General features: G+C 61.8%; 18 protein-coding genes. 14 read left to right on the top strand and 4 right to left on the bottom strand.

Annotated elements, in window-relative coordinates:
- Positions 1 to 71 precede the first annotated feature (71 nt).
- The 12 genes from nrdR (at position 72) to JIO00_RS26035 (ending at position 8,880) form a co-directional block, all read left to right on the top strand.
- On the top strand, positions 72 to 536 hold the full coding sequence (gene nrdR / locus JIO00_RS26090; RefSeq protein ID WP_003228656.1) for a transcriptional regulator NrdR: 465 nt from the start codon (positions 72 to 74) through the stop codon (positions 534 to 536).
- Complete coding sequence (gene ribD / locus JIO00_RS26085; protein ID WP_200667119.1) at positions 533 to 1,666, top strand: bifunctional diaminohydroxyphosphoribosylaminopyrimidine deaminase/5-amino-6-(5-phosphoribosylamino)uracil reductase RibD; 1,134 nt, start codon at positions 533 to 535, stop codon at positions 1,664 to 1,666. Before nrdR ends, ribD begins: the two co-directional genes overlap by 4 nt.
- A gap of 46 nt (positions 1,667 to 1,712) precedes the next feature.
- Positions 1,713 to 2,375: a riboflavin synthase gene (locus JIO00_RS26080; protein WP_010467322.1), complete on the top strand. Its 663-nt coding sequence runs from the start codon at positions 1,713 to 1,715 to the stop codon at positions 2,373 to 2,375.
- 16 nt (positions 2,376 to 2,391) lie between these two features.
- Complete coding sequence (gene ribBA, locus JIO00_RS26075; protein ID WP_010467323.1) at positions 2,392 to 3,483, top strand: bifunctional 3,4-dihydroxy-2-butanone-4-phosphate synthase/GTP cyclohydrolase II; 1,092 nt, start codon at positions 2,392 to 2,394, stop codon at positions 3,481 to 3,483.
- Between the two features lie 91 nt (positions 3,484 to 3,574).
- Complete coding sequence (gene ribH, locus JIO00_RS26070; RefSeq protein ID WP_003185938.1) at positions 3,575 to 4,051, top strand: 6,7-dimethyl-8-ribityllumazine synthase; 477 nt, start codon at positions 3,575 to 3,577, stop codon at positions 4,049 to 4,051.
- Positions 4,048 to 4,548 (top strand): transcription antitermination factor NusB, encoded by a 501-nt coding sequence (gene nusB, locus JIO00_RS26065; protein ID WP_154913617.1) that lies wholly within the window; start codon positions 4,048 to 4,050, stop codon positions 4,546 to 4,548. The genes ribH and nusB overlap by 4 nt, the downstream gene beginning before the upstream one ends.
- Before the next feature lie 21 nt (positions 4,549 to 4,569).
- On the top strand, positions 4,570 to 5,535 hold the full coding sequence (thiL, locus tag JIO00_RS26060) for a thiamine-phosphate kinase (protein ID WP_102593813.1): 966 nt from the start codon (positions 4,570 to 4,572) through the stop codon (positions 5,533 to 5,535).
- Positions 5,532 to 6,035, top strand: coding sequence for a phosphatidylglycerophosphatase A family protein (locus JIO00_RS26055; protein ID WP_008033735.1), 504 nt, complete (start codon positions 5,532 to 5,534; stop codon positions 6,033 to 6,035). The genes thiL and JIO00_RS26055 overlap by 4 nt, the downstream gene beginning before the upstream one ends.
- Before the next feature lie 22 nt (positions 6,036 to 6,057).
- The gene (locus tag JIO00_RS26050; protein WP_010467326.1) at positions 6,058 to 6,795 is read left to right on the top strand and encodes a substrate-binding periplasmic protein; all 738 of its coding nucleotides are present in this window, start codon (positions 6,058 to 6,060) and stop codon (positions 6,793 to 6,795) included.
- A 251-nt stretch (positions 6,796 to 7,046) separates the two neighbouring features.
- The gene (ribA, locus tag JIO00_RS26045) at positions 7,047 to 7,664 is read left to right on the top strand and encodes a GTP cyclohydrolase II (RefSeq protein ID WP_027924335.1); all 618 of its coding nucleotides are present in this window, start codon (positions 7,047 to 7,049) and stop codon (positions 7,662 to 7,664) included.
- Positions 7,661 to 8,080, top strand: a complete 420-nt coding sequence (locus JIO00_RS26040) for an MFS transporter (RefSeq protein WP_154913615.1) — start codon at positions 7,661 to 7,663, stop codon at positions 8,078 to 8,080. Before ribA ends, JIO00_RS26040 begins: the two co-directional genes overlap by 4 nt.
- A complete protein-coding gene (locus tag JIO00_RS26035; protein ID WP_145309999.1) occupies positions 8,080 to 8,880 on the top strand; it encodes a cobalamin-binding protein in 801 nt (266 codons plus the stop codon). Before JIO00_RS26040 ends, JIO00_RS26035 begins: the two co-directional genes overlap by 1 nt.
- A gap of 105 nt (positions 8,881 to 8,985) precedes the next feature.
- On the opposite strand, the gene JIO00_RS26030 is transcribed toward JIO00_RS26035, so the two are convergent.
- The 4 genes from JIO00_RS26030 to JIO00_RS26015 form a co-directional block, all read right to left on the bottom strand.
- Positions 8,986 to 10,869 carry a TonB-dependent receptor domain-containing protein gene (locus JIO00_RS26030; protein ID WP_200667117.1) on the bottom strand — a complete coding sequence of 628 codons (1,884 nt, stop codon included), beginning with the start codon at positions 10,867 to 10,869 and terminating at the stop codon, positions 8,986 to 8,988.
- 163 nt (positions 10,870 to 11,032) lie between these two features.
- Positions 11,033 to 12,931, bottom strand: a complete 1,899-nt coding sequence (gene dxs / locus JIO00_RS26025) for a 1-deoxy-D-xylulose-5-phosphate synthase (RefSeq protein WP_010467331.1) — start codon at positions 12,929 to 12,931, stop codon at positions 11,033 to 11,035.
- A 92-nt stretch (positions 12,932 to 13,023) separates the two neighbouring features.
- Positions 13,024 to 13,926 (bottom strand): polyprenyl synthetase family protein, encoded by a 903-nt coding sequence (locus JIO00_RS26020; RefSeq protein ID WP_010467332.1) that lies wholly within the window; start codon positions 13,924 to 13,926, stop codon positions 13,024 to 13,026.
- Positions 13,923 to 14,165 carry an exodeoxyribonuclease VII small subunit gene (locus JIO00_RS26015; protein WP_007894317.1) on the bottom strand — a complete coding sequence of 81 codons (243 nt, stop codon included), beginning with the start codon at positions 14,163 to 14,165 and terminating at the stop codon, positions 13,923 to 13,925. Before JIO00_RS26015 ends, JIO00_RS26020 begins: the two co-directional genes overlap by 4 nt.
- A gap of 506 nt (positions 14,166 to 14,671) precedes the next feature.
- Between JIO00_RS26015 and JIO00_RS26010 the strand changes: the two genes are divergently transcribed.
- Entirely contained in the window at positions 14,672 to 15,463 is a 792-nt protein-coding gene (locus JIO00_RS26010; protein ID WP_010467333.1) for a YfaP family protein, read from the top strand.
- A 37-nt stretch (positions 15,464 to 15,500) separates the two neighbouring features.
- Complete coding sequence (locus JIO00_RS26005) at positions 15,501 to 17,213, top strand: DUF2138 domain-containing protein (protein ID WP_010467334.1); 1,713 nt, start codon at positions 15,501 to 15,503, stop codon at positions 17,211 to 17,213.
- The last annotated feature ends 21 nt before the right edge of the window (positions 17,214 to 17,234 follow it).

Below are 17,234 nucleotides of genomic sequence, written 5' to 3'. Positions count from 1 at the left end.
GTAAACCCTATGTCTTGTCTTGCCACGGGGATGCGCTACCATGGCCCTCCCTTTTTTTGTTGCCTGCCACCATGCACTGTCCCTTCTGCGGTGCCAACGACACCAAGGTCATCGACTCGCGTCTGGTCGCCGAGGGCGAACAGGTGCGCCGCCGGCGTGAATGCCTGGCCTGCGGCGAGCGTTTCACGACGTTCGAGACCGCCGAACTGGTGTTGCCGCGCCTGATCAAAACCGACGGTAGCCGTCAGCCCTTCGATGAAGAAAAACTTCGCGCGGGCATGCAGCGTGCGCTGGAGAAGCGCCCGGTGAGTGTCGAGCGCCTCGAATCGTCGCTGGTGCATATCAAACACAAACTGCGCGCCACCGGCGAGCGCGAGGTCAAATCCCTCGTGGTCGGTGAACTGGTGATGGCCGAGCTGCAAAAGCTCGACGAAGTCGCCTACATTCGTTTCGCCTCCGTGTATCGGCGCTTCCAGGACCTCAACGAGTTCCGGGAAGAGATCGATCGCCTGGCCCGTGAGCCGGTGAAAGAATGACCACGTCCCCCGAACAAGCCATCCTCGACGCCCATTACATGGCCCGCGCCCTGGAACTGGCGCGCAAAGGCCATTACACGACACACCCCAATCCTCGCGTTGGCTGCGTGATCGTGCGTGACGGGCAGATTGTCGGCGAAGGCTGGCATGTGCGCACCGGTGAGCCCCACGCTGAAGTCCACGCCCTGCATGCCGCAGGCGACAAGGCCCGAGGTGCCACCGCTTACGTGACCCTCGAACCGTGCAGCCACCACGGCCATACGCCGCCTTGCGCCGATGCGCTGGTGAATGCCGGCCTCGCCCGGGTTGTCGCAGCGATGCAAGACCCGAACCCGTCGGTGGCCGGTCGCGGCCTGCAGCGCCTGGCCCAGGCCGGCATCGCCATCGAAAGTGGCGTGCTGGAAGGCGAGGCGCGCAAGCTTAATCAAGGCTTCCTCAAACGCATGGAACACGGCTTGCCGTTCGTGCGGGTCAAGTTGGCCATGAGCCTGGACGGTCGCACGGCGATGGAAAGCGGCGAGAGCCAATGGATCACCGGCCCGGCCGCACGTTCGGCGGTGCAACGCCTGCGGGCGCAGGCCAGCGTGGTGCTGACCGGCGCCGACACGGTGCTGGCGGACAACGCCCGCTTGACCGTGCGTGCCGATGAGCTGGGCCTGGACGCCGAGCAAACGGCCCAGGCCATGAGCCGTCCGCCGCTGCGCGTGCTGATCGACGGCCGTCTGCGAGTGCCGCTGGATGCACCGTTTTTCAAGGCCGGGCCGGCATTGGTCGCCACCTGCATGGCGATTGAAGAGCAGTACGCGAACGGCCCGGAATGCCTGATCGTGGCGGGCGACGATGGTTTGGTTGACCTGCGAAAATTGCTGGTCGAACTGGCCAATCGCGGGGTCAACGAAGTGTTGGTTGAGGCAGGCCCGCGTCTGGCCGGGGCTTTTGCCCAGCAAGGTCTGGTGGATGAGTTCCAGATTTTCATCGCCGGCAAGTTCCTCGGCTCCTCGGCACGGCCGCTGCTGGACTGGCCGATCGCGCAAATGAAGGATGCGCCTGAGCTCAAAATCACCGAAATTCGCGCGGTTGGCGATGACTGGCGAGTCATCGCCATTCCTGCGCCAGCGGCGAGCGTATAATTCCCGGCCTGCGCCACGCGACGGCCTTGTTCTCGAGGAGAACTCCATGTTTACCGGCATCATCGAATCCATCGGCAGTATTCGTGCATTGACCCCAAAAGGCGGTGATGTGCGGGTCCACGTAGAAACCGGCAAGCTCGATTTGAGCGACGTCAAACTGGGCGACAGCATCGCGGTCAACGGCGTGTGCCTGACGGCGGTTGAGCTGCCGGGCAACGGCTTTGCGGCGGACGTCAGTCGCGAAACCCTCGACTGCACCGCCATGAACGACCTGAAAAGCGGCAGCCCGGTGAACCTGGAAAAAGCCCTGACCCCGACCACTCGCCTCGGCGGGCACCTGGTCAGCGGTCACGTCGATGGCGTGGGTGAAGTGGTTTCCCGTACCGAGAATGCGCGCGCTGTGGAATTCCGCATCCGTGCGCCGAAGGACCTGGCCAAGTACATTGCCCATAAAGGTTCGATCACCGTCGACGGCACCAGCCTGACCGTGAACGCGGTCGATGGCGCCGAGTTCATGCTGACGATCATTCCGCACACCCTGAGCGAAACCATCATGGCGTCATACCAGCCAGGTCGCCGGGTAAACCTTGAAGTTGACTTGCTGGCACGTTATCTGGAGCGCCTGTTGCTGGGCGACAAGGCCGCAGAGCCAACCTCCGGAAACATCACCGAAAGCTTTCTGGCCGCCAACGGCTACCTCAAATCCTGACCCAAGGGGGTGCCTTGTGGCGCTCAATAGCATCGAAGAACTGGTTGAAGACATCCGCCAAGGCAAGATGGTCATCCTCATGGATGACGAAGACCGCGAGAACGAAGGCGACCTGATCATGGCCGCCGAGTGCTGCAAGGCCGAACACATCAACTTCATGGCCAAGCACGCCCGTGGCCTGATCTGCATGCCGATGAGCCGCGAGCGTTGCGAGCTGCTCAAGCTGCCCTTGATGGCGCCGCGCAACGGTTCCGGCTTCGGCACCAAGTTCACCGTGTCCATCGAAGCGGCCGAAGGCGTGACCACCGGTATTTCCGCTGCCGACCGCGCACGCACCGTGCAAGCGGCTGCGGCGAAAGACGCCAAGGCTGAAGACATCGTCAGCCCCGGCCACATTTTCCCGCTGATGGCCCAGGCCGGCGGTACCCTGGCCCGCGCTGGCCACACCGAAGCGGCGTGCGACCTGGCGCGCATGGCCGGTTTCGAGCCAAGCGGCGTGATCTGCGAAGTGATGAACGACGACGGCACCATGTCCCGTCGCACCGAGCTCGAAGCCTTCGCGGCCGAACACAACATCAAGATCGGCACCATTGCCGACCTGATTCACTACCGGATGATCCACGAACGTACCGTTCAGCGGATTGCCGAGCAGCCTTTGGACAGCGAACTGGGCCAGTTCAACCTGGTGACCTATCGTGATTCCGTGGAAGGTGACGTGCACATGGCCCTGACCCTGGGCACCGTGTGCGCCGAAGAACCGACCCTGGTTCGCGTACACAACATGGACCCGTTGCGCGACCTGTTGATGGTCAAGCAACCGGGCCGCTGGAGCCTGCGCGCCGCCATGGCCGCGGTGGCCGAGGCCGGCAGCGGCGTGGTGCTGTTGCTCGGTCACCCGCTCGATGGCGACGTATTGCTGGCGCACATCCGTGAAACCGCGGATCAGGCCATCGTGAAAAAACCGACCACGTACAGCATCGTCGGTGCCGGTTCGCAGATCCTCCGGGACCTGGGCGTGCGCAAAATGCGCTTGATGTCTGCGCCAATGAAATTTAATGCGATATCCGGTTTCGATCTGGAAGTTGTAGAATACGTGCCCTCCGAATAATGACCGGTTGTTTCCAGTCCTTGATTCGCGGCTAACACATCACCGAGGGATGCGTAGAAAACGCGTCCCGGCTCTTTAAGAGATCTAACGAATGACCCTGAAGACCATCGAAGGTACCTTCATCGCCCCTAAAGGCCGCTACGCTCTGGTAGTGGGCCGCTTCAACAGCTTCGTCGTTGAAAGCCTGGTCAGCGGTGCAGTTGATGCCCTGGTTCGCCACGGCGTGAGCGAAAGCGACATCACCATCATCCGCGCGCCTGGCGCCTTCGAAATCCCGCTGGTTGCGCAGAAAGTCGCTCAGAAGGGCGAGTACGCGGCAATCATCGCCCTGGGCGCGGTCATTCGTGGCGGTACTCCGCACTTCGAATACGTGGCGGGCGAATGCACCAAGGGCCTGGCCCAGGTGTCCATGGAGTTCGGCGTTCCGGTCGCATTTGGCGTGCTGACCGTTGATTCCATCGAGCAAGCCATCGAACGTTCCGGCACCAAGGCCGGTAACAAAGGCGCCGAAGCTGCCCTGTCCGCTCTGGAAATGGTCAGCCTGCTGGCGCAGTTGGAGGCCAAGTGATTAGCGACGACAGCGATCAGTTCAACCCGCGCGATCCAAAGCCTGCGGATGCCGGCAAGCCATCGAAAAGCGTCAAGCGTCGCGAAGCCCGTCAGCTCGCGACCCAAGCGCTGTACCAATGGCACATGGCCAGGCAGTCGCTGAACGAGATCGAAGCGCAGTTTCGGGTCGATAACGATTTCAGCGATGTCGATGCCGCGTACTTCCACGACATCCTGCACGGCGTTCCGGCCAACAAGCCTGAAATCGACGCTGCACTGACGCCGTGCCTGGACATCACCATCGAAGAGCTGGACCCGGTTGAACTGGCTGTTCTGCGCCTGTCGACCTGGGAACTGCTCAAGCGCGTCGACGTGCCGTACCGCGTTGTGATCAACGAAGGTATCGAGCTGGCGAAAGTCTTCGGTTCCACCGATGGCCACAAATTCGTCAACGGCGTACTCGACAAGCTGGCCCCGCGTCTGCGTGAAGCTGAAGTGAAGGCGTTCAAGCGCTAATCGGCGCTTGATAGCTGCCACATGGGCGAGTTTGAGCTGATCCGCAATTTCTTCGCCGCCGCGCCTTGTGCGCAAGGCGGCGAAGGCGTTGCCCTCGGGATCGGTGATGACTGCGCCTTGCTCGCTTTTCCCCCCGGGGAGCAGTTGGCCATTTCCACCGACACGCTGGTTACCGGCGTGCATTTCGCAGAGCCTTGCGACCCTTTTCTGCTCGGTCAGCGTTCGCTGGCTGTGGCCGTCAGTGATCTGGCCGCCATGGGCGCCACCCCCGTCGCCTTTACCCTTGCCCTGACCTTGCCGACGGTGACCGCCGATTGGCTGGACGCTTACGCCCGTGGTTTGAACGTCATGGCGCAGCACTGTGGCGTGGCGCTGGTGGGCGGTGATACCACGCGCGGGCCGCTGAGCCTGACCATGACCGTGTTTGGTCGTGTGCCGGCCGGCAAGGCGTTGACCCGCAGCGGTGCGCAGCCCGGCGATTTGCTCTGCGTGGGCGGTGAGTTGGGCAATGCAGCGGGTGCCTTGCCGCTGGTGCTGGGGCAGCGGACGGCTGACGCCGCCATCGCTGATCCATTGCTGGCCCATTACTGGTCGCCGCGGCCGCAGCTGGCGTTGGGCCAGGCGCTACGCGGCAAAGCCACGTCGGCGCTGGATATCTCCGACGGCCTGCTCGCTGACTGCGGGCATATTGCTCTGGCGTCGAAGGTCGGCATTCAAGTTGAACGGGACCGATTGCCGCTGTCGAACGCTTTAGTGGCCTTCCTCGGCCAATCGGGCGCCGAAGCGGCAGCGTTGAGCGGCGGGGACGATTACGTGCTGGCCTTCACCCTACCGTCCGTCGAGTTGCCCGCGTTGCTGGCCGCCGGCTGGCCGATCCATGTGATCGGCAGGGTAGAGGCCGGGCAGGGCGTGGTACTGCTGGACGCCGATGGACAGGACATCACCCCGCAAACCCGGGGCTATCAACATTTTCGGGAGACACCGTGACAGATCATCCCAAACAGGTCCCGGCGGAATTCGTACCGCCTTCGGTCTGGCGCAATCCCTGGCATTTCCTGGCGTTCGGCTTCGGCTCGGGCACCTTGCCAAAGGCACCGGGCACCTGGGGTTCGTTAGTTGCGCTACCCTTTATCCCGTTGTGGCAGATGCTGCCCGACTGGGGTTACTGGCTGATGCTCGGCATCACCATGCTGTTCGGCTTCTGGCTGTGCGGCAAGGTCGCCGACGATTTGCGTGTACACGATCACGAAGGCATCGTCTGGGACGAAATGGTCGGGATGTGGATCACCCTGTGGCTGGTACCGGAAGGCTGGTACTGGTTGCTGGCGGGGTTCCTGGTGTTCCGCTTCTTCGACATTCTCAAGCCCTGGCCGATTCACTGGATCGACCGGCATGTGCACGGTGGCGTCGGGATCATGCTCGATGACGTATTGGCAGGCGTGTTTGCGTGGTTGGCCATGCAAGGGCTGGTGTGGATTTTCGCCTGACGGGCGAGACAGGGGACTAGGGATGGCTCGGCGCTGGTGGGTTGTGATGGTGTTCGCCATGTTTTGCTCGATCGTCCGAGCGGGCGATGCCACGACGACGCCGTCCGTGATTCATCTGGCCAGCGAAGACTGGGAAGACTACACCGCCGCTGACGGTCATGGCCTGGGTTGGGACGTGCTGCGGGAAGTGTTCGAGCCGGCCGGTGTCAAACTGGACATCCGCACCGAGCCTTACACCCGCTCCGTAGGCCTGGCGCAACTCCGCGAAGTGGATGCCTGTGTCGGCTCCTACCGCGACGAAAACAGCGATCTGCTTTATCCGCGCTGGAACTTCGATACCGATCACATCTACGCCCTGGGCCTGGCAAGCAATCCGGCACCGACCCTGGAGACGCTGGGCAACTATCGACTGGCCTGGGTCCGCGGCTACGACTACCAGGATTACCTGCCCAACGTGCAGCGCTATAACGAAGTCATCCGGCGCACCGGGATTCTGTCGATGCTGACCCACAACCGCGCCGACTACTACATCGATGCGCTGACCGAAGTCGACTATGTCCTCAAGTGGGCCAAGGATCCTTCGCAGTTTCGTCGCACCCACATCGCGGAATTGCCGCTGTACCTGTGCTTCGCCGATACGCCCAAGGCTCGGACGTTGATGGCGCTGTTCGATGAGCGCATGGAGTTGCTGGTGAAAAGCGGCCGGTTGAAACCGATCTTCGAACGCTGGAAACAACCCTATCCGTTCGATTCGAAATGAACACAAGTCCCTGTGGCACTGATAATTTCCTGTGGGCGTGAGCCTGCTCGCGATGGCGACTATCTGTTAAAGATCGGTGTTCCGACACACTGCTATCGCGAGCAGGCTCACTCCCACAGGGTGCTTGGACGGACCTGAGATCTAACTTTTTGATCGTTATGCCCCATAATTCAGCCTAAGCGTCTGTAGGAACCTGCTGTTACAATGCCGCCTCTGCGAAACTCCAGTACTCATTGATCAGGAGCACACCGGTGCCTGTCGTTTTTGTCGCCGCTTCCAAGCTGCCAACGCCTTTTGCGCAATTCACCATGCACGGCTTTCTCGACGAAGAGAACGGACGCGAGCACGTGGTGCTGAGCCTGGGTGAGTTCGCCGACGGTGCCCCGGTACTGGGTCGGTTGCACTCCGAATGCCTGACCGGCGACGCCTTGTTCAGCCAGCGTTGCGACTGCGGCTCGCAGCTTGAGGCCGCCTTGCAGGCCATCGCCCGTGAAGGTCGTGGCGTGTTGCTTTACCTGCGCCAGGAAGGCCGTGGCATCGGCTTGCTGAACAAGATCCGCGCCTATGAGTTGCAGGATGGCGGTGCCGACACCGTTGAAGCCAACGAGCGTCTGGGCTTCGCCGCCGACCAGCGTGACTACGCCATGTGCCTGCCGATGCTGGAGCACCTGGGCGTGAAATCCCTGCGCTTGATGACCAACAATCCGCGCAAGGTCAAAGCCTTGACCGACATGGGCATCGTGGTCGCCGAGCGTGTGCCGTTGCACACCGGTCACAATCCGCACAACAAACTCTACCTGGCCACCAAGGCCAGCAAGCTCGACCATATGATGGGCAATGAGCATCAGGGCGAGGCAGACCGGGCGTGACGCGCGGTCAAGTACGGCGGCGATTGTCCTTCAACTGGTGGCAATACCTGGCTCTGGCCCTGCTGCCCCTGTTCGTGATCAATGGCGTGTTCGGCCAGGGCGAGGCGCTCCTGCCGGTGCTGGCGATGCCGTTTTTCATCGCTGGTGTCGCCTCGATGTTTGTCAGCCTGAAGTTTTTTGGTGGCTACAAGCACGCATTGATCTCCACCCAGAAAGCCCTCGACACCCCGGAAGAACCCGCCGCCTGGATTGTCCTGGCCGCCAAGCGCCGCACGGCGTTGCTGGTTGCGAGCCTGCCGGCCTGGATCGGCGCGTTGGCGGTGTTCGTCGGCCTTGAAGCGGTGCCGTTGGTGCTGCTGGCGCTGTCGACCACCGTGCTGTTCTACCTCTACCGTATCCCGCGTCAACTCGGCTGATGTATCGCTTCTGGCTGGCGCTGATGCTGCTGGCCGGCAGCGGCATGGCCTGCGCTGTTGAGCGCGTTGTCAGCCTCGCGCCGTCTCTGTCTGAAATCGTTGTCGAACTGGGCTCCGCGGACCTTCTGGTCGGCGTGCTGGATGCCGGTGAACGTCCTGCCGAACTCAACGGGCTTCCATCGGTTGGCCGCTATGGCCAGTTGGATATGGAGCAGTTGCTCAGCCTGAAACCCGATTTACTTCTGCTCTGGCCCGGCAGCGTTGGCCCGGCCCAGCGTGAACAACTCAAGCGCCTGAACATCCCTACGTATGTCGCCGAACCCCACAACCTCGAACAACTGACTGCGCAGATCGAAGCGATTGCCACGCAACTCGGTCGGCCTGAGCGTGGCGTTTCATTGGCCGCGCAATTACGCCAGCGCCTGGATCTGCTGCGCCAGCGATATCGCCGGGATCAACCGTTGCGGGTGTTTTATCAGGTGTGGGATCGGCCGCTGTACACCGTTGGCGGCGGGCAGATCATCAGTGATGCGCTGGAGGTGTGCGGGGCGCGCAATGTATTCGCCGACCTGACATTGCCGGCGCCGCAGGTCAGCGTCGAGGCGGTGTTGCAGCGTAATCCCGACGTGATTCTGGCCAGTGATCAGGCGCAGCTGGAGGCGTGGAAAGCCTGGCCGCAGGTGGCGGCGGTGGCGCAGGGGCGGTTGCTGTTGGTGACGGACAAGGGGTTGGAGCGGCCGAGTGGGCAGATGATCGAGGCGACGTCCAAACTTTGCCAGGTCATCGCGCCCGACCGCTAAGACCAAGGTGCGTCCTTCGCGGGCAAGCCTCGCTCCTACAGGTCCGGGGTGATCCTTGTAGGAGCGAGGCTTGCCCGCGAAGAGGCCCGCCCGAACACCATACATTCAGAGTCCAGGCGTCCAGGTCACCCCAAACATCCACGCCCGACCTTCCTCGCGATACCCATACTGACTGCCATCATGGGTGTACAACGCCCGGCTATAGCCCTTGTCCAGCAGGTTATCGACTTTCAGCTCAAGCTTGACCTCGCGATTCAATTCCCAGCTGCTGCGCAACCCCAGCAGGGCATAGCCACCCAACGGCTGTTGATTGTTCAAGTCGTCATAGCTGCTGCTCACCGCTTGCCAGCTGGCGCCGAGGCCGAACCGGTCGAACTGACGATCCAGGTCCAGGCTCAAGGTGCGCCGCGCACGACGGGCCAGGGTATGGCCGCTGTCGCGATCCCTTGGGTCGATGATCGCCACGCCGAGGTTGCTCTGCCAGCCGAACAGTTCTTGTTTCAGAGCCGCTTCGAACCCGTTGATCCGAGCCGAAGCCACGTTCTGTGGCCGTGAGTTGCTGCCAAAAATAATCGCGTCTTCAAGGTCCGTGCGATAAAGCGACGTTTCGAGACGACTGGTCTCGGTCAACTGACTGCGCCATTGCAGCTCGTAGCTTTTCGAGGTTTCAGGCTTGAGGTCCGGGTTGCTGAAATCCGGGTAGTACAAGTCATTGAAGGTCGGTGCGCGGAAACCTTCGCTGTAGGTCAGTAATACGTCGTTGTCCGGGTTCAGCGGCAGGGTGAAGGTGCCGCTCCAGCTGTTCTGGCCGCCAAACTGCTGGTTCTGGTCCCGGCGCAGACCCAGTTCCGTGGAGAAACTGTCCGCCTGGTAGCGATGCTGGATAAACGCTGCGCGGTTCCAACGGCTGTCCTCGTCGAACGGGGTGCTGCTGTTGATCCGGTCTTCGTACCAGTCGCCGCCGAGAATCAGGCTGTTGCGCTCATTGAGCGTCAGGTCGTTCTGCCAGTTCACCGAATCACGGTACGTGTTGAACACGCTGCGTTCATCGCTGAGTTTGTCGAGGGTCTTCTCGCGGTTTTCGCTGTGACCGAATTCGACGCGGGTTTTCCAGATGTCGTTGACCCGGGCATCGACATAGCTGCTGATGCTGCTCACGGCAAAGTCGCTGTAAGGCTGCTGCTGGAGCGATTCGAAGGTCGTCGTGTCAAAGCGCCCGAATGGATTGTCGAACTCGCTTTTGCCGCGGTTATCCAGCAGGTTGGCGCCGATTTCGATGTCGTCGGTGAGGGCATGGCTCAGGCTCAGACTGACCGATTTGTTGCGGTATTCGTCATGATCTCCGTCGCTGGGATAGGACTCGTGGGTGCGGTTGATCCCGGCGGTTTCATCGAGGCTGGCGCCGAGGTTGAAGCGGGTTTTCTCATCGCCACCGGATAATCCGAGGCTGCGCTCCCAGGTCTGATGGCTGCCAAACCCCATGTGCATACGTGGTTGCAGGCCTTGTTCGCCACCACGGCGAGTGAAAATCTGGATCACGCCGCCAATCGCATCACTGCCATAAATCACCGAACGGGAGCCGCGTAGCACTTCCACGCGCTCGACCTGGTCGATGTTGATGTGTTGCAGGTTGCTGTCGCCGGAGGTTGAGTTGCCGATGCGTTGGCCGTCCACCAGCACCAGGCTCTGCGCTGACTGGGTGCCGCGAATGTAGATCCCCGGCAGACTGCCGCGCCCGCCGGTTTGCACGACTTGCACGCCGGGTACACGACTCAGCAAGTCCGTGACGTTGCCCGGTTGCAGGCGGTCGATGTCGTCGCGGGTGAAAACGGTGTTGGCGGCGCTGCTGTCGTTACGCGCTTCGACCTGACGGTTGGCGCTGATCAGCACTTCAGGGAGTTTCAGGGCTTGATCGCGTTCGAAGGTGTCGGCCAGGAGTTGGCCGGCCGGCAGCAGGGTCAGCGTCAGGGCGAGGGGGGAGAGTTTCATCGGTAATCCGTTGGCGCTTTAAAGCGAACACAAATTTTGAAAGGCACAGAAAACCAATGTGGGAGCGAGCCTGCTCGCGATGAGGGTGTGTCAGTCAAAGAAGAGGTGACTGGCAGACCGCTATCGCGAGCAGGCTCGCTCCCACAAGGGGTTTTGCATTTGTTCAGATGTTGAGTAGTTGCAGGCGCTGGCGAACCGAAGCCTCGATCCCGGCCTCATCCAGCCCGCACTCGGCCAGCATCTGCGCAGGCTTCGCGTGCTCGACGTAACTGTCCGGCAAGCCCAGATGCAGCATCGACTTGAGGATGTTTTCACGCGCCAGGAACTCGCTGACCGCGCCACCGGCGCCGCCCATGATCGCGTTCTCTTCGATCGTCACCAGTAACTCATGGCTGCCGGCAATGTCGCGAACCAGGTCTTCATCCAGCGGTTTGACGAAACGCATGTCGACCACGGTTGCATCCAGCGTCTCGGCGACTTTCAGCGCCTCGGCCAGTTGCACGCCGAACACCAGCAGGGCGACTTTGCTGCCCTGGCGACGAACCACGCCTTTGCCGATTTCAATCGGTTGCAAGTCTTTCTCGATCGTTGCATTCGGGCCGGTGCCGCGCGGATAACGCACCGCCGCCGGGCCGTTGAACAGGTGACCTGTGGTGAGCATTTTGCGCAATTCGTTTTCGTCGCTCGGGGTCATCACCAGCATGCCGGGGATGCAACGCAGGAACGACAGGTCGAAGCTGCCCGCATGGGTCGGGCCGTCTTCACCCACCAGCCCTGCGCGGTCGATGGCGAACAGCACGTCGAGGTTTTGTACCGCGACGTCATGGATCAGTTGATCGTAACCGCGTTGCAGGAAGGTCGAATAAATCGCCACAACAGGTTTCGCGCCTTCGCAGGCCATGCCGGCTGCGAGGGTCACGGCGTGTTGCTCGGCAATCGCCACGTCGAAGTAACGCAGCGGGAAACGCTCGCTGAACGCCACCAGGTCGGAGCCTTCTTTCATCGCCGGGGTGATGCCCACCAAGCGCGGATCAGAGGCAGCCATGTCGCATAGCCATTCGCCGAACACACCGGAATACTTCGGCCCACCGGATTTCTTCGGTGCAGCGGCCGGCGCATCAACGGGCTCAAGCTTGGTGATGGCGTGGTAACCGATCGGGTCGATTTCCGCCGGGGCGAAGCCTTTGCCTTTCTTGGTGACGACGTGCAGAAACTGCGGGCCTTTCAGATCGCGCATGTTGCGCAGGGTGGCGATCAGGGTCGGCAGGTCGTGGCCATCGATCGGGCCGATGTAGTTCCAGCCCAGCTCTTCGAACAGCGTGCCGGGAACCAGCATGCCTTTGGCATATTCTTCGGTGCGACGGGCGATTTCCCAGGCACCGGGCAGGCGCGACAGGACCTTTTTGCTGCCTTCACGCATGCTGGCGTAAGTGCGGCTGGAAAGGATCTTCGCCAGGTAGTTCGACAGCCCGCCGACGTTGCGCGAGATCGACATGTCGTTGTCGTTGAGGATCACCAGCATGTTGGCGTTCACTTCCGGCGCATGGTTCAGCGCCTCGAAGGCCATGCCCGCGGTCAGTGCGCCGTCGCCGATCACGGCAATGGCCTTGCGATCACTGTTCTGCAGGCGGGCGGCAATGGCCATGCCCAGCGCTGCGCTGATCGAAGTGCTGGAGTGGCCGACGCCAAAGGTGTCGTACTCGCTCTCGGAGCGACGCGGGAAGGCAGCGACGCCGTCCTTTTGGCGCAGGGTGCCCATGCGCTCGCGACGGCCGGTGAGGATTTTGTGCGGATAGGCCTGATGACCCACGTCCCACACCAGCCGGTCGTCCGGGGTGTCGAAGACGTAATGCAACGCGATGGTCAGCTCGATGACGCCCAGGCCGGCACCGAAATGCCCGCCGGTCTGACCGACCGTGTAGAGCAATTCCAGGCGCAACTCATCGGCCAGGGTTTCCAGCTCGGCTTCGCCTAACCGGCGCAGGCCGTCCGGCGTGTTGGCACGGTCGAGCAGGGGCGTGGTCGGGCGCTTGCGGGGAATCTCATGAAACGTCGTGGGCATCAGGCGAATCGTTATAGGTATAAAAGATGCGGCAGTTTACCTGATGCATCGCCCCCCGCCCACGCGTTGCTTTTAACTTGGCGGATACGCCGTCAGCTGCGTCGCTCGACGATGTAGCGGGCCAGATCGCGCAATGGCTCGGCTGCCGCGTCAAACGGTCGCAGTGCGTGCAGGGCCTGATCGCGCAGTTCCAGGGCGTAGGCCTTGGCCGCGTCGAGGCCGAGCAGGGCCGGGTAGGTCGGTTTGTCGCGCGCGATGTCGGCACCCTGGCGTTTGCCGAGGGTTTCGGTATCGCTTTCGACGTCGAGAATGTCGTCCTGCACCTGGAACGCCAGGCCGATGGCCTGTGCATAAGTCTGCAAGGACTTCAGTTCGTCCTTCTCGGCACGGCCGCTGGCCAGGGCGCCGAGTTTGACGCTGACCTCGATCAGCGCGCCGGTCTTGTGCCGGTGCATGGTTTCGAGGGCTTTTTGGTCAAGTTTCAGACCGACCGAACCAAGGTCGATGGCCTGACCGCCGACCATGCCGGCCGGGCCTGCCGCCAATGCCAGGGCGCTTACCATCTGCAGGCGGAGGTGGTCGGAGGTGAGAGCAGCGTCCGACGTGCTCAGGCGCGGGTCGAGCAGGGCGCTGAACGCCAGGCTCTGAAGGCCGTCACCGGCAAGGATCGCGCAGGCTTCATCGAATTTTTTGTGAGTGGTCGGCTGGCCGCGACGCAGATCGTCGTCGTCCATGGCTGGCAGGTCGTCGTGTACCAGGGAATACGCGTGAATCAGCTCCACCGCGCAGGCCGCGCCGTTGGCTTGCTCAGCCTTGCCACCGAGCGCTTCGCACGCGGCGTAGGCCAGGAGCGGGCGAACCCGTTTGCCACCATTCATCACGCTGTAGCGCATGGCTTCGTACAACCGCGCGAGCTCAGGGCTCGGCGCGTTGAACAGGGTTTCCAGTGCAGCGTTGACGCGGGCCTGGCTGGTCGCCGAATACGCAGCAATCATTCCGGCTGATCCGCGTCGAAGGGTTCCTCGGCCAGCTCGCCATCACGCTCGAGCAGCACTTGAACCTTTTGCTCGGCCTGGGCCAGCGCCGCCTGGCAATCGCGGGTCAGACCGATGCCTTGCTCGAAAGCCGTCAGCGAGTCTTCCAGCGACAATTCGCCGTTCTCCAGTCGCTCCACCAGCGTTTGCAGGTCAGCGAGGGATTGTTCGAAATCCAGTGCAGCTTTTTTGCGGGCCATGGCGGCTATTTCCGGTTGACGTTAAACCGGCGCGACACTAGCAGACATGGGGGGTATGGGCAAATGAGGGCGGGTTTTTGAGCCTTGATCGCAAGTTGAAAACACCCCTTGTGGCGAGGGAGCTTGCTCCCGCTGGGTCGCGCAGCAGCCCAAAAACCATTTGCCCAGGGTTTCAGGAATACCGCATTCAGCCATTTACGACTGCTGCGCAGCCGAGCGGGGGCAAGCCCCTCGCCACAAAGGAATGTCGCTTCCGTGAGTGATGGGGATTATTCGGCTCATTTCGTGAGCCGAATAAACGCGCTATTCGGCTCACGGCCCCAAATGAGCGTGATTCCTACCGCAAATATAGATGTATCCGATTGTTAAAAAACCGCCAAATGGCTAACCTTCGCGCCTTCTACGACCCGATAGTCACGGGTCTTTCTGACGAAACGCAGTTTTAGGATCTGTAACGCGCCGAGGATCGGGTGCAAGGTTTCGTTATGCATGGCAGGAGGCGTCACATGCGTTCATTTCTTCTGGTGCTGATGGCGTTGGTCTGCGCGACCGCTGCCTGGGCCGAGCCGACGGCTGAGTTGTCGGAGCCGGTCGGCGGCTGGCGCTTCAACGGCCTGCTGGACCGCAGCGAATATCCTCAAGTCGCCTATCCGACGCCGCCCATCGACCGGGGCGTGCAGCGCAATCGCACGATGATCCAGGGCCAGCTCAAGGCCATCGGCACGCAACGCGGGCCTCATACGCTGGCCGTCAACGGCAATCCCCTGAATCTGTACACCGACGACCAGGGGCGATTCGCCCGGCCGTATGCGTTCGGCGCCGGTTCCAACAGCGTTGAAGTGCGCAGCTCTGAAGGCAAGTCCCTCAAGCGCGTTCAATTCTATGAAGCCAACAACCTGCGCACCCCGGCGCGGATTCGCGTGGTGCTGGGTTGGGATGACCCGAAAGCCGAACTCGATCTGCACATCATTACCCCCGACGGCCAACACGCGTTCTGGGCTCGCCCAGCGATGAGCAATGGCGGCGGGTTGGATCCGGACGGCGTCGATGGCCCCGGCCCGGAAATGTTCACCATGAGCGCGCCGATGCATGGCACCTATCTGGTTTACGTGAACTATTGGGGCAACTTCGGCAGCGGCGGCTATAACTTCGAGGAGACCAGCAACCAGAACGAGGTGATCACCTCGCAGATCAACCTGGTGCTCAACGAAAATACCGTCGACGAAAAACGCGAGACCTTCATCGTGCCCCTGCGGGCCATCGGTGACCTGCTGCTGGTCAAGACTTTCAACTATTAAGCATCCCGCTCCACGGATGACATCGGGTTTTGTGAACATGAGCGATAACACTGTTTCTCCGGCCGCCGAAACGCCAGCTGCCAAAACTCCTCGCCGCTGGCCGGCGCTACTGGTCGGGCTGATCCTGGTGGCTGGCGTCGCGGCCGGCTTAGGCTGGTTCATGCACAAACCCAAGGCGCCACCGGCCGAACTGGCCAGCGACAAGCTGGGCATGAGCCGCCCGGACGGTCTGCTCGAAACCCATTCCCTGAGCCAATTGCCCAAAGACTTGCTGGCGGTGCCGTTCCTCAAGGAAACCCTGACCGAGGATTTCGTCTTCTATTACGAAGCGCATGCGGATCGCCTCGGCCTGATCGGCAGTCTGCGGCGGATCATTTATGAGCATGACCTGAAATTGCAGGACAGTTTGATCGAGCAGCTCTTCGATCAACCGGCGGATGTGGCGTTGTGGCGTGGGGCGGACGGCCGGCTGAAAGACTTTTTGTTGGTGATGGATCGCGGTGGGCTGGCCAAGGTGCTGGAGCCGCTGGCGAAAGTGGCGCTGGATGATTCGCAGCTGACCACCGTCGCCACAGTGAAAGTCGGCACCGACGATGTGACGCTTTATCAACTCACTTACAACGCCAGCAAGGCGCTGCTGTTCGCCTCCCATGGCGACAAACTGGTGGTGCTGTCCAACCCGACCAAACTCTACGATTCAGAAGGCGGAGCTTCGGAAGAACCGGGCAGCGTCTCGACCCAGTCCATCGCCGCGTTGCTCAACGGTGACAAACTGTTCCCCGAAGCCTTCGGCCTGCCACCGCGCGCGCCCGAGGTGAAACAACGCCTGTCGGTCAACGCGAGCGTCCTGGCCATGGGTTACCAGCGTTTCATCCCGAATTTCGCCGGCCTGCGCTTCGACATGGACGACAAGGGCTGGCACAGCTTCCTCGCCATGGACGAACTGGACAACCAGCCGGACTTCGATTTCAAACCGATCTGGCAAGCCATGCCAATGGGCGCCAGCGCGTGCGTGGCCCTGCCGCTCGCCGCCGAACAGCAGAAACCGCTGCTGGTGAAACTCGGCGCCGAAGAATCCGTCGCCCAGGCGCTGACCGAACACATGGCCGGGGCCGCCGGGCTGTGCTGGTACGCCGATTCGCGGTTGTACACGCCGTTGCTGGTGGCCAGCCTGAATGACGACGACAGCGCCAAACTCGACGGTGACTTGGGCAACCTGTTCGGCTCGATGGTTGGCGCCTATGAAGGCAACGTCGAAGAACACGCGTTCCCGGTGGTCGAGAAACAGGAAGGCCAAAGCCATCAGTGGCAGCGCCAGGTCAGCTCCAACTTCGGTCCCTACAAAGCCAAGGACGCCGAGAACCCTGACGCGATCACCGGCAAGGCGTTCATGAAAGTCAGCCTGGCGCGTCACGGTTCGACGTTGCTGTTCTCCCTCGATGACAAGCTCGTGGACAAGGCCCTCGGCACCCTCGACAAACGTTTCCCGCCGATGGCTGATGTGGTGCCGAAAGACCTGCTGATGCCGGTCTACTTCGGCCCGGAATCCATGGCGCAACTGATGCAGCAGGAAACCCTCGACAGCCTGCCGCAGGACATGGAGCCGGTGTTCTACAACGCCGCGCAAACCTACTTGATCCCGAAACTGCGCAAGCTTGGCGGCTATGGCAAGTACGCCCTGACTTTGCCCGAAGGCAGCGAGCCTGACGGCCATTGGCAGTGGCTGCCGCTGGAGTGGAAAGCGCTGTGACCGCACTTATCCGAGGCCTCG

It is taken from the genome of Pseudomonas sp. SW-3 (assembly GCF_016615645.1).
In the GTDB taxonomy this organism is placed as follows: domain Bacteria; phylum Pseudomonadota; class Gammaproteobacteria; order Pseudomonadales; family Pseudomonadaceae; genus Aquipseudomonas; species Aquipseudomonas mandelii.
Note: the sequence above shows the minus strand (reverse complement) of the source record. Positions and strands in the feature narration are given on the sequence as shown.